This is a genomic window from Roseivirga sp. 4D4, from assembly GCF_001747095.1.
In the GTDB taxonomy this organism is placed as follows: domain Bacteria; phylum Bacteroidota; class Bacteroidia; order Cytophagales; family Cyclobacteriaceae; genus Roseivirga.
Genome location: NZ_MDGP01000001.1, coordinates 1993882 through 2006364, shown reverse-complemented (window position 1 = coordinate 2006364; position 12483 = coordinate 1993882). Strand labels below are relative to the sequence as shown.

The window sequence follows — 12483 nt, the reverse complement described above, 5'->3', positions numbered from 1 at the left end:
CGATAATTATTAGATGATATTCCTAAATGGAAAAATTGAATAGGAATTAGTACGTTTGCTTCAGTGAATGAATGCTCAAATAAGGAAAAAACACCATGGCAGTTTTAGATTCTATAGATCGAAAAATAATGAGGTTACTTCAGGAGGATGCAAAACTGAATGTTAAAGAGATTGCCATTCGACTTAACCTCACCAAGACCCCTATATATGAACGGATCAAACGATTGGAACGTGAAGGGATAATTGATAAATATGTGGCCATTGTCAACCGGAAGAAGTTAGCACCTTCTATACTGGTATTTATCTCTGGTAAGTTAGAGGTAAGCAAGTTTGAGCAAACGGAAGAATTCTACGCTGGAATAATGGACTTGCCCGAGGTTTTAGATTGCTATTTAATGAGTGGAGAGTACGATTTTTTACTCAAGGTGATGGTCAAGGATTTGGATGACTATCATGAGTTTTACTCTAAGAAACTCTCTCAGGTTCCCAGAGTAAGCTATGTGAGCAGCTCATTTGTGTTGAATGAAGCTAAACGATCGACTGTATTGCCGGGTTAAAATAAAGAGCACTTGCTAGGCAAGTGCTCCATTAATTGCATCAAATGCTTTACACAAAATGATTGCTGTAGCTAGTGTAAAGAAAACCCAAACGAGCCAGTGTCTTTTTTTACCGGGTTTTGATCTCCTTCTCCTTTTCTCTTGGTGATTCAGGGAGTCATGCGTGCTAGTCATAATAGTAATGTCAGTCATCTATTAAGACTCAAAAGGCTTGCCAGTACTTTAAATGAACTTTACGTGTAGTTTTTAAGGATAAATCGATCCCATTTTGGGAAATTTTTCCAAAACGGTTTATCGATATGAGAGGCTATTTTTTTGACTCTTCGATAATAGCATAGATAATGGCGATGAGCGCAAGACCTACACAAATCCAACCCAGTACGTTGGTACCATCCTTAAAGGAAAGGTAATAGAGTGCTGCTCCTGTACCACCACCTAGTATAGGTCCGGCTATGGGAATCCAGCTATAAGACCAATTAGAATCGCCCTTGCCTTTGATAGGCAGTAGGAAGTGCGCAAGTCGAGGTCCAAAATCACGTGCTGGGTTGATCGCATAGCCTGTGCTACCACCTTGTGCCATGCCAATCATGACGATTAAGCCTCCCACGACTAAGGGGTTTAGGCCTTCGGTGAACTCGTTCGCACCAATCATCATCAGACCAAAGACTAAAATCATAGTACCCATCATCTCACTTACTAGATTAGCACCTTTCTGATCAATAGCTCCTGAAGTACAAAATACACCCAATTTGGCACCCTGATCTTCTGTTTTGCCCCAATGAGGCAAGTATTGTAGCCAGGTGAGGGTAGCACCTAACATGGCGCCAAGCACTTGTGCGATAATATAGCCCGGGACGATGCTCCACTCTACTTCACCGGCAACAGCAAGGCCGATGGTAACGGCTGGGTTTATATGCGCCCCGCTGATTTGGCCCACGGCATAAATACCAAAGGTCACAGCAAGACCCCAACCGATGGTGGTAATGATCCAACCGGAATCTTTAGCATATGAATGATTTAATGTGGTGGCGGCATTAACACTATTCCCGAAGTAGAGCAGGATGGCCGTACCAATGAATTCTGCAAGATAAACTGACATGAGTTTAGAAAAATCGTTGGGTAATGATACGATTTAGGAGGGAATAAAAAAAGGCATCAGGATGTCGCACCGCTCAACCACTTACCCTTGCTCTGTTCCCAGCCTGGGGGAGTTCAGTAGGAGCTGGTCGCATCCCTTTGCCGGGCACAAAGGTATCAAGAATTTGTGAACTGGAAAGCCCGTTTTTGGAAAATTTCAGATTAAAAAAATACCCAAAAGTAGGTATTTTTTTAATCGAGGATTTGAATCTAATTTGTGTATACACACACGATTCTTCACCACTCGGTGGAGCTTTACTGACGAGACATTTTAATTTTTTTACACCATTAAACAACTAGAGATATGTTTAGACTACAATTGAATGCATCGGAAGATGTAGAATTTAAAACTGTTTTAACCAGCCAATTGGCTAACTTAACCGACCCTGATCCAGATTCTGATAGTGATGATGATGGCGGAGGTGAGTCAGGCCCTGGTACAGGCAATGGCCCTGGAAGAATTATATGAGAACTAGTAACCTACTTTTAACCTTTCTATTATTCACTTCACTCTCTTTACGAGCACAAGTGGAGGAATTAGAAAAGATTAGAATTAGAGCAGAAAAATATAGGGCTGAGTCAAAGTATGATTCGGCCTTATCTCTTTTTTTAGACTTAGGCTTAAAAGCTCAAAAAGAGGACAACATTCCTTATCAAGCTGCTTCCTACATGGGCCTAGGTGCATTTTATATCGATACTGAAAAGCCAAAGTTGGCGATTGAGTCTTATAAAGAAGCAAATAGGCTATCGAAAATTAGTAATCTACCCAGATATCAAAACTCTTCAATGTTCGGTGTGGGTGTTGGTTTTCAGCAGTTATATAGACTTGACAGTACTCAGAAGACTGCTGTAGATTCAGCACTTTATTACTATGACTTATCAAGAGAGCCCATGCTGGAATTGGACATGAAGGAAGAAGTGGCTATCCTTCTTTATAATTCCTCCTTGCTGAATAGCATCAAAAAGGACTATTCAGAGGCTAAGAAGAATCTTATTAGAGCATATGCGATAGACGTAGACATTGAGAATTACTTTGGACAAACGAGAGAACTTGCTGAGTTAGGTCTGGTCAATTATAGAATATCTCAAACAGATAGCGCTGAGTATTACTTTCTGAGATCTCTCAGTTTGGCAGATTCATTGGGTTTTTTAGACAAGGGATTGACTGTAATGAATAATCTGGCTAACCTCTATGAGGCTGATGGGAGATACGAAAAAGCAATTGGTTATTATAAAAGATACTACTCCGGTTCTCAGAGCATCTATAGGATGGATTATCAAGATCGACTTTTTGAGATTCGAGAACAATACAAAACTGCGGAACTAGAATTGACAACTGAACGACAAGAAAATGAGATTTTAAGAAGAAGGAGGTCCCAGGCATTTACTGTAATTATCGCTGTTGCCATTGTAGTGGCGATTTCCATTTGGCTCTATGTTGTCGACCAACGGAGAAAGAATATCAAGGCACTCGCGGCTAAGAATGATGAGATCAATAAGCAGAAGATTGATGAATTGCTTCAGCAGCAGGAGATTGCTTCCCTTCAGGGCGTCTTAGAAGGGCAGGAGACCGAACGTAAACGCGTGGCTATTGATCTACACGATCGGCTTGGAGGAATTCTATCTATGGTTAAGTTGCACTTCAGTGCAGTAGAAGAGAAGATCGATCCAGCAAATCCAACCAAAGAGAAGTTCTTAACGGCCTCAGAATTGCTTGACCTAGCAGCAGGAGAGGTGCGCAATATTTCCCACAACATGATGTCAGGAGTATTGGCCAAATTCGGTTTGATACCGGCACTAGAAGATTTAAAATCCAGGATTTCGGAAACAGGTAAACTCAAAGTCAACCTTTATACCAGCAATATCAACGGTTCACTAGATGGTGAGCAGGAACTACAACTGTATAGAATTGTACAGGAGCTCATGAGCAATATCCTTAAACATTCGGAGGCAACAGAAACCAATATCCAGTTGAACGAGAATGAGGATAGTGTTAACTTGATTGTCGAAGATGATGGAGTTGGGTTTAATCCTGAAAAGCTAGATGTCAATGCCGGGATTGGTTTAACCAATCTAAAAGCAAGAGTGTCTAAGCTCAACGGTACTTTGCATATTGACTCAGGTCTGGGTGCGGGTACCACCATTTCCATCGATATTCCTGTAGAAAATGATTAGAGTCTTTATTGTTGACGATCACCAGGTGGTAATTGATGGTTTGTCCTCCATTCTTTCGGAAGACGACAACATCCAATTCTGCGGCAGTGCGCAAAATGGTAAGGAAGCCTTGCATCAGCTTCAATCTGTTTCTCCAGATGTGCTACTGCTCGACATCAATATGCCTGAAATGGACGGTATTTCCGTCATCAAGGAGCTCAGAAAAAGAGAAGATAAGACCCGCATACTGGTTCTTACCATGCATAACAACCCACAATTCACTAAGCAACTAATACAGCTGGATGTGGAGGGCTGTGTATTAAAGAATGCCGGCAAAAAAGAATTGATACAGGCTATCAGCGATGTGAACGATGGGGAACGCTACTTTGGTAAAGATGTCACGGAAACGCTTTTTGCTGATGTCAAAAAGACTGAAAAGGCGGTAGAAAAAGTACAGCTAACCAAGCGCGAAGTTCAGATTATCCGCTTAATCGCTTCCGAATACACAACCAATGAAATCGCCACGGATTTGGCCATTAGTACACATACGGTAGACACGCACAGGAAAAATATCGTCAGCAAGCTTGCCGTGAAGAATACGGCAGGTCTTGTAAAGTTTGCTATCGAGAACGGTTTGGTCTAGTCGTCCTTTCTTTCGAAAAAGTCCTTCTTCATATAGAGCTGAAACTCCAGTGGACTGCTTTCTTTGAATTCATCTACTTCCAGGTCTTCGTAAATGTCTTCATCAAACTCCATGTCCGTCTTTTCCACTTTTTCATCCGGGTGAACGATTAACTCGATTCCTGTAAGGTCGATCGGATTCACGGCCACTAAGACTTTATAGTCGTCAAATACACGTTTGTAATACTTATAAACGATAGCGTCTTTTTTACCCATTTTTCAACGGTTTTAATTTCTCTAAACGAGACTTCAAGAAGAAAACAAAATAAGCTGCACCTATGCCGATCAGACCACCTGCGATGATATCTCCTGGAAAGTGAACACCTAGATAGACACGGCTGTAGGCCACTAAGGCTGCCCATGGTATTAATAGCCAAATGTATTTGACATGATCTTTTAAAAGCACCCAGCAAAATATGGCTACCGCAAAGGAGTTTGAGGCATGTGAAGAAGCAAACCCATGCCGACCGCCACAACCTTTAAGTAAATGGACACTGTCAGCTAATTCAGGGTCATGGCAAGGTCTTAGCCTACCGACCCATGGTTTTAGAATACCAGATGCCACTTGATCACTGATTAAGATCAAGACTCCAATACCGATAAGGGTGAAGGCCAGGTTGCCTTTTTCATGTTTAACCAAAAGGTAGATGAGTAGGGCATATAGTGGAATCCAAACCCACTTGTCACTGATCCATGGCATCAGAAAGTCGAATAGGTCGTTATGTGCTCCATTGAGGAACTTGAAAAGTGATTTATCCCATTGTTCTAACTGATCGATCATGCCGTCCAATCAATTCCTTTTTTGAGTAATCTTAGGGTATCAGATTCTAGCGACTTGACAGGCGGCTCATAGTCATATTCCCAACCTGCTTCAGGCGGTAAGCTCATCAGAATGGATTCTGTTCTTCCATCGGTTTCGAGTCCAAATTTGGTTCCCCTGTCTAGCACCAGGTTGAATTCTACATAGCGACCTCTTCTTAGTCGTTGCCAGTTCTTTTCTCTCGATCCATAAGGTTTACCCGCATTCTTCTGCATAAAGTAGGTGTAGATAGGCGCGAAGCACAGTCCAACGTCTTTCACAAAGTTGAAGATGTCTTCCTTCGAATGTTCCTTGTCTCCCGACTTATGATCAAAGAAAATCCCTCCAATGCCACGGGTTTCTTTTCGGTGTTTGATATAGAAGTAATTGTCAGCCCAGTCCTTAAATTCTTTGTAGTAAAAGGAGTCATGTTTGTCACATACGGCCTTTAGCTTTTCATGAAAGAAGCTCGCATCATCATGATCGACATAGTGAGGGGTCAGGTCAATGCCGCCACCAAACCAATAGGTACCAGTAGACATTTCAAAATACCTGATATTCATATGGATTATGGGAACCCATGGATTTTCGGGATGCAAAACGATCGACACACCTGTAGCAAAGAACTCACCTTCGGTCAGGCCGAAAGATTTCAAAAGTTTCTCAGGCGTCTTACCATGGACCTCAGAAAAGTTGACACCTCCTTTTTCGATGATGTTTCCATGACGCAAAACCCTGCTTCTGCCACCACCACCGCCAGGCCTGGTCCATTTATCTTCTTGGAATTCGCCTAGTCCATCGGCTTTTTCTAGTTCTGCACAGATATGATCCTGAATGTTTCTAAAAACTCCGGCTATATGTTCTTTGTCGATATGCGGCATGATGCAAAAATATCAGAATATTCTGATGGTAAATTAAAAGTGAAGAAAAGCTAAACTGTACACCTATTCTGGGAGTTAAAAGAAAGATAACCTAACGATCGGTAGGTTTTTCTATTAGCCTTTAAATTATTGGTTATTTTTGAATCGAAACGCCAATTACTCTATGGAATTGACCAAGGATAAAAAGACGAGTACCTCTAAAAGCAACGATATCAATATTCCAAAAAAGACTTTAGAAAAGGCCTATCGCTTAATGCAGACTGCCAAAAACATGGCAATTCTCTATGATGAGAACAGAGCTGTTTGCAGTAAATACGTTCACAGTACATCCAGAGGGCATGAGGCTATTCAATTAGCTGCAGCGTTTCAATTGCAAGCTTATGACTTTGCTGCTCCTTACTACCGTGATGAGTCCATTCTATTGGGGATCGGTATGCAACCAAATGAGTTGATGCTACAACTTATGGGTAAAAAGGACGATCCATTCTCAGGAGGCAGAACTTATTATGGTCACCCATCTTTGAGAAGAGAGGGCTTTCCTACCATTCCACATCAAAGCTCAGCTACGGGAATGCAGGCGATTCCAGCTACTGGAATGGCACACGGACTTCATTACCTCGAGGAGCAAGGACTTTTGGCTTCGAATAATAAGCCAGTAGTACTTTGTTCACTAGGAGATGGCTCGGTTACGGAAGGTGAAGTTTCTGAAGCAATGCAAATGGCTGTGCTCCATAAACTCCCAGTAGTATATCTCATTCAAGATAATGATTGGGGAATATCCGCTACGGGGGCAGAAATGCGAGCCATGGATGCTTATGAGTTTGCAGCAGGCTTTAAGGGTATGGAGCGTATACGGATCGATGGAGCAGATTTTGTTGCCTCGTATGAGGGCATGAAAAAGGCCTTTGATTTTGTGCGCGAGCACAGAGCTCCCATCTTGGTTCATGCGAAAACCCCGCTATTAGGACATCATACCTCTGGAGTAAGAAAAGAGTGGTACCGAGGAGATTTCGATCTTGAAGATCACCAGAAATCGGATCCAATTCCAACCTTAAGAAAAGCACTAAAGAAGGCTGGATATAAAGAATCTGACCTTGTTAAGCTTGAAGATGAGACGGTGGTCTTTGTTCAGGCGGAGTATGCAAGGGCTTTAAATGGAGATGATCCTGATCCTGCGACTGTGCTTGATCACGAATTTGCACCAACACCTATCACCGAAGAAAAAGGTCAACGCAAACCAAGAGGTGCCGAAAAAGTGGTGATGGTAGATGCTGCACTACATGCAGTGGATGATATTTTAAGAAACAATCCTGAGGCTTTGTTCTACGGACAAGATGTGGGAGGAACACTCGGAGGAGTGTTTAGAGAGGCAGCTACACTTGCTCAGAAGTATGGTGATAGTAGAATCTTCAATACACCCATTCAAGAAGCTTACATTGTTGGGTCTACTGCTGGTATGAGTGCCGTTGGAGCCAAACCTATCGTAGAAATTCAATTTGCAGATTACATCTGGCCAGGGATCAACCAATTGGTTGAGGAACTCTCTAAGAGTTGCTATCTGTCTAATGGTCAATTCCCAATACAGTCACTGATCCGAGTACCTATCGGAGCCTATGGTGGTGGTGGTCCTTACCACTCAGGTTCTGTGGAGTCTACCTTGCTCAATATCCGAGGTATTAAGGTTGTCTATCCATCTAATGCAGCTGACATGAAAGGCTTGATAAAGGCGGCTTTCTATGACCCTAACCCGGTGGTAATGCTGGAACACAAAGGCCTGTATTGGTCGAAGGTACCTGGGACGGAAGAAGCCAAAACATTTGAACCTGATTCAGAATACATTATTCCTCTGGGTAAGGCATTAGTAGCTCAGGAGGCATCTGAAGAAGCCATGGAAAATGGTGAATCTTGTGCGGTAATCACTTATGGAATGGGTGTTTATTGGGCTAAGGCGGCAAGTAAAGCCTATAAGGGGCAAGTGGAAATTCTTGACCTGAGAACCCTTAACCCTCTAGATTGGGAGGCTGTGATGGAATCCGTACAGAGGCATAATAAGGCTTTGGTCTTGACCGAAGAACCACTGATGAACTCATTTGCTGAGTCTTTGGCAGGTAGAATATCACAACATTGCTTCCAGGAGTTAGATGCTCCGGTAATGGCTTACGGTGCAGAGAACTTGCCAGCTATTGCATTGAATGTAGACCTTGAAAAAGCAATGTTACCAACTCCTGAGAAAGTGGAGGCCGTTATCGGTGATTTGCTGAACTACTAGAAGGCGTAACCTACAGCTATATTGTAGACCGTTTGGTTGGGTCTTTTGAAGAGCCTTTGCCAGCGCTGCCCTTCAGGAAATCTGGGGTCTCTAATTTTATGGCCAACGTCTAGCCTGAATACGAGAAAGGAAAAATCGAGCCTTAAACCGATACCTGCTCCAATCGCCAACTCTTTATAAAAGTCATTGACCTCAAACTTGGCTCCTTGAGATATTCTCACGACCTCGCCAGGTAGTGGAGTCTCAAATTCTCTTAATCTCCAGATGTTGCCGGCATCAATAAAGAATGCCCAATCGAAGAAACCTGAGATTTTGGCCCTATATTCCGCATTCATCTCAATAAGTACTTCCCCTGGTTGCTCAAACTGATAGCTATCGGCTCCAGTTCTATTGGCCTTTAGTTCTCCGTTTTCAATAATATTTTGACCATTCTCATCAAGCTCGTATGGGAAGGCCGAACCCGGTCCTAATCGTCTTGGGTTCCATGCACGGTTACTGCTACTACCACCTGCAAAGAAGTACTTCTCATAGGGTAGGGCATTGTTTCCTCCATAGGGATCCGCAATTCCGCCATTGACCCTCAGCACCACTGATTTATCAATACCAAGAGGAACCTGACGCCTGTAATCAACTTGTACCTTATAAAATTGGTAATTCTCAAGGTCATTGTTCTCCAAAAGTGCACGCCCCACGATATCATAAATTGTTCCACCTGATTCTAAGAAGAACCTTAAGTAACTGGAAGGATTTGATGGGTTCCCATAATCGTAGTTATATGTGGCATTGAAGGAAGAACTGGATACAAAAGAACGGTTGAAGGAAAAGGCCAGCGTGTTTCCCTGGAGAAATAAATCATCTAACTGCTCCTGAAAGCCAGAATTAGCATCGATTTCGGTATCAATTAAAGCGATATCCGCTAGGTTGAAAGTATAGCTTTTATTGCCTTTTAGGTTCTGCCATGTATAGGCAAAAGTACCGTTGAGGTTACTTCTTACATATTCCGGTCGATCTATAAAGTTGAAACCCAGTGACACGCGTGTTCTTGGATTGAAGGTCATTTTATTCAGTCCACGTGACTTAAAAGGTGTGATAAACCTTGGGAAGGTCAGAGAAGCGTTGGCACCGTATTGAATGGTTCTAAGTACCTGACTCTGATCGGTGGCTGAACTTACTCCATCCAGACCAGCAAATATTCCAATTTCAAGAATTTCAGAGCCAAGAAATATATTCCTGTTCTTAAGACTCGCATTGTATAACGGACCAGGAAGTCCTTCTGTAACGTTAAATCCTAATTCTTGTGTTAGCTGAAACTTCTGCAAAGGAGCAGTGTAAAAATTAGCAATCGATTTTCCAGGGACAGTTGTTGTATCAAAATAGGTGTTAACAAAACGGAACATGTCCATATTCAGCAGCTGCTTTTGTGTGTTTTCAAAGTCGGTAAAGTTGTATTTCTGGCCTGGTGCAAATCTCAATCTCGCATCCAAGGATTTAGGAGAGTATTTGAAGTTGCCATAGTTGTATTTAACACCGAAATAGTCTTGAGTTTCGGTAATGGGATCATTGCCATTGGTATTGATGACTATGGAATCCAGTAAAAATGATCTATGAGTCTCCTGATCTGCTGGTTTGTTGATTATCGTTGCTACCCAGAGGTCGGTTGTAGATGGATCTTCTAGAATTTGAAATTCTATATAGGCTTTGTTGAAGCCATAATAACCATTTTCTATTAGGAGTAACTCAATACGATCTCTTTCTGCATCTAGTAATGATCTGTCATAGTCGGAACCTTTAATTAGAAAAGAACCAGATTGATTCGTCTGGAGTAAAGTGGTTAATGCTGGATCGCCTGTACGCGTAATTAAGCTGTCAATGGTATTCCTAGGGCCAGTATCTACCTGATAGGTAAGTGATACTTTTCTGTTTTTTTCGGTATAACTAGTTGTGACATTAGCCTTGCGAAAACCCTTCGAATTGATCAAGAAGGAATTAATTCGGTCTTTGGTATCCTCTACAATAGTACTATCGAAAACGGATAGGGGTGTCCCCGTTTTCATTCGAAAATTTCCATCTTTCAATTTTCTGTCAAATCGGGCAATTTTTCTGTTCTTCTTGGCTTCGAGTTTGGTGGTGCTTTTTCCGGCTTCAGTGCGCTCTTGAATCTTAGCATCAACCTTTGCAATAGCACTTCGCTTTTTTTGGTTGATCCGTGCCGTATCGAAATTGTCTTCGCCACGCTCGTAGATTGCAGCCCCTAAGGGACCTATGATAGGAATGCGTGTATTGGGTTTTAGGGTGATGAGGTTATTGATCTCATTCTCAAGGTTTTTATCTACCCCTTTTACTTGTTGTTTGTAAAGCCATTTTTCCCCATCTTCCAAATGCCTGACACCGGAGCAGGCGTAAAGGAGAGGCACTAATAGTAGGAAGAGAAAAAAACGAGTGCTAGTCTTCACGAACAAGTAAAAATATGCTTTCTAAACGATTAAGTAAGTACTTTAAATCTCTGCAATTAAAAAAATATCGACTGCAAGAGCGAAAGTTTTTGGTTGAAGGTGCAAAAGGGGTTTTGGAGGTACTCCAATCAAGTTTTCAAGTAGAAAACTTGTTAGCAACCTCCGACTTTTTAGATACACTCGATGCACCGTTGAGAGCAGCTGCCCAAGAAACCATTGTGTGCAAGTCAAATGACTTAGAAGCTGTTGGGACCTTTAAGTCAAATAACGCTGCCATTGCTGTGGTAAGTATGCCAGAACCGGCTTCAATCAATGTTCCCGAAGGAGAGCTCAGTTTGGCTTTGGATGGGGTGAATGATCCGGGGAATCTTGGTACAATCATTAGGATCGCTGATTGGTATGGGGTGAAAAACATCTTTTGCAGCGAGGAGACTGCGGATGTTTATAATCCAAAAGTCATTAATGCTACCATGGGATCGTTTACTCGAGTACAGGTTCATTATACAGATTTGGCTTGCTTGATCAAATCAACCGACATACCAGTTTATGGTGCATTACTTGATGGTGACTCCATTCGTGACCGTGAGCTAGTACCCAATGGAGTATTGGTCATGGGGAGCGAATCTCAGGGGATTAGTGAATCGCTCAAACCACTGCTAACAAAACCTATTTATATACCGGGTAGAGGAGGGGCAGAGTCACTGAATGTTGCCGTGGCAACAGCGGTTTTGCTTGATAATTTCTTCCGCTAGAAAAGAGATTCTCCACTTTCTTTACTCGCTTCTTCCATCAATATCTCGGCATTTTCCTTTCCTAAATAGCGATCAATGAAGTAGTGTGCTATATACAACAGTGGGGTCAAGGCAATCGCAATCAGGAATTTGTAGATATAGTTGGTAGTACCCACCGCTACTACCTGACTGAGGGACCACCCCCCCAGAAAGTAAAAAGCAACAATTAGCACAACGAAACTATCTATCAACTGTGAAATAAGTGTTGAGCCCGTGGCTCTCAGCCAGATCTTATGTTTACCCGTGAGTCTTCTAAGCCTGTGAAAGACGTAAACATCTACAAATTGGCCAATGACAAAGGCGACCAGTGAGGCAAAAATGATATTCAACCCTTGGGTCAAAACTTGCTGGAATGCGTAATTGATGTCAAAAGGGGCACCATTCTCATCAGTACCGAAAACACTTAGCCAGAAATCAGCTGGAGCCAGACGCATAGCTAGGTAAATGGCAATAAAAGCGTAGGTTATAAGACCTACGGTTATGAAGGTGATCTTTCGAACTCCCTTTTTACCAAAGTATTCGTTGATGATATCGGTTGTAATGAAAACGATCGGCCAAAGAACCACTCCAGCCGTAAGGTTAAATTGAAGGACAAAGTCCCCAAACATGGGGATGTCTAATGGCTCATAGCCCAGCGTTCTTTCAACTGAGAAGATCTTACCACCGATCAATTCAGCAATCAATGCATTGGTGATGAAAATCCCACTGAGAATAATGAATAGGTTTGTTTTCTTATCGCTTAGGATTGACTTGCCCATTGC

General features: G+C 42.3%; 12 protein-coding genes and 1 other RNA gene. 6 read left to right on the top strand and 7 right to left on the bottom strand.

The features are described from left to right. Window positions 1–95: 95 nt before the first annotated feature. On the top strand, window positions 96–557 hold the full coding sequence (locus BFP97_RS08690; protein ID WP_069842043.1) for an Lrp/AsnC family transcriptional regulator: 462 nt from the start codon (window positions 96–98) through the stop codon (window positions 555–557). Between the two features lie 307 nt (window positions 558–864). Here the strand turns inward: BFP97_RS08690 and BFP97_RS08685 are convergent, their stop codons facing one another. Both BFP97_RS08685 and ffs read right to left on the bottom strand, forming a co-directional pair. Further along, window positions 865–1656 carry an MIP/aquaporin family protein gene (locus BFP97_RS08685; RefSeq protein ID WP_069842042.1) on the bottom strand — a complete coding sequence of 264 codons (792 nt, stop codon included), beginning with the start codon at window positions 1654–1656 and terminating at the stop codon, window positions 865–867. A gap of 52 nt (window positions 1657–1708) precedes the next feature. Beyond that, an RNA gene (ffs, locus tag BFP97_RS08680) (signal recognition particle sRNA small type) lies at window positions 1709–1795 on the bottom strand. Window positions 1796–1998: 203 nt separating this feature from the next. On the opposite strand from ffs, the gene BFP97_RS20715 reads away from it, so the two are divergent. Genes BFP97_RS20715 through BFP97_RS08670 form a run of 3 tightly spaced genes read left to right on the top strand, consistent with a single transcriptional unit; the run spans window position 1999 to window position 4491 of the window. Further along, window positions 1999–2163 (top strand): hypothetical protein, encoded by a 165-nt coding sequence (locus BFP97_RS20715; RefSeq protein WP_170827434.1) that lies wholly within the window; start codon window positions 1999–2001, stop codon window positions 2161–2163. Beyond that, entirely contained in the window at window positions 2160–3869 is a 1710-nt protein-coding gene (locus BFP97_RS08675; protein ID WP_083262482.1) for a sensor histidine kinase, read from the top strand. Before BFP97_RS20715 ends, BFP97_RS08675 begins: the two co-directional genes overlap by 4 nt. Then, entirely contained in the window at window positions 3862–4491 is a 630-nt protein-coding gene (locus BFP97_RS08670) for a response regulator (RefSeq protein ID WP_069842040.1), read from the top strand. The genes BFP97_RS08675 and BFP97_RS08670 overlap by 8 nt, the downstream gene beginning before the upstream one ends. On the opposite strand, the gene BFP97_RS08665 is transcribed toward BFP97_RS08670, so the two are convergent. The 3 genes from BFP97_RS08665 to hemF are packed head-to-tail and all read right to left on the bottom strand — an operon-like array spanning window position 4488 to window position 6209. Continuing rightward, entirely contained in the window at window positions 4488–4745 is a 258-nt protein-coding gene (locus BFP97_RS08665) for a hypothetical protein (RefSeq protein ID WP_069842039.1), read from the bottom strand. The genes BFP97_RS08670 and BFP97_RS08665 overlap by 4 nt on opposite strands. Continuing rightward, window positions 4738–5310: a phosphatase PAP2 family protein gene (locus BFP97_RS08660; RefSeq protein WP_069842038.1), complete on the bottom strand. Its 573-nt coding sequence runs from the start codon at window positions 5308–5310 to the stop codon at window positions 4738–4740. Before BFP97_RS08660 ends, BFP97_RS08665 begins: the two co-directional genes overlap by 8 nt. Then, window positions 5307–6209, bottom strand: a complete 903-nt coding sequence (gene hemF / locus BFP97_RS08655) for an oxygen-dependent coproporphyrinogen oxidase (protein WP_069842037.1) — start codon at window positions 6207–6209, stop codon at window positions 5307–5309. The genes BFP97_RS08660 and hemF overlap by 4 nt, the downstream gene beginning before the upstream one ends. Before the next feature lie 163 nt (window positions 6210–6372). On the opposite strand from hemF, the gene BFP97_RS08650 reads away from it, so the two are divergent. After that, complete coding sequence (locus tag BFP97_RS08650; protein WP_069842036.1) at window positions 6373–8478, top strand: thiamine pyrophosphate-dependent enzyme; 2106 nt, start codon at window positions 6373–6375, stop codon at window positions 8476–8478. Here the strand turns inward: BFP97_RS08650 and BFP97_RS08645 are convergent. Then, window positions 8475–10931, bottom strand: a complete 2457-nt coding sequence (locus BFP97_RS08645; protein ID WP_139135239.1) for a BamA/TamA family outer membrane protein — start codon at window positions 10929–10931, stop codon at window positions 8475–8477. The genes BFP97_RS08650 and BFP97_RS08645 overlap by 4 nt on opposite strands. 14 nt (window positions 10932–10945) lie before the next feature. Here BFP97_RS08645 and BFP97_RS08640 point away from each other — a divergent pair, with 14 nt between their 5' ends. After that, on the top strand, window positions 10946–11683 hold the full coding sequence (locus tag BFP97_RS08640) for a TrmH family RNA methyltransferase (protein WP_069842034.1): 738 nt from the start codon (window positions 10946–10948) through the stop codon (window positions 11681–11683). Here the strand turns inward: BFP97_RS08640 and BFP97_RS08635 are convergent. Continuing rightward, window positions 11680–12480, bottom strand: coding sequence for a queuosine precursor transporter (locus BFP97_RS08635; protein ID WP_069842033.1), 801 nt, complete (start codon window positions 12478–12480; stop codon window positions 11680–11682). The two genes, BFP97_RS08640 and BFP97_RS08635, sit on opposite strands and share 4 nt — an antisense overlap. Window positions 12481–12483: the final 3 nt, after the last annotated feature.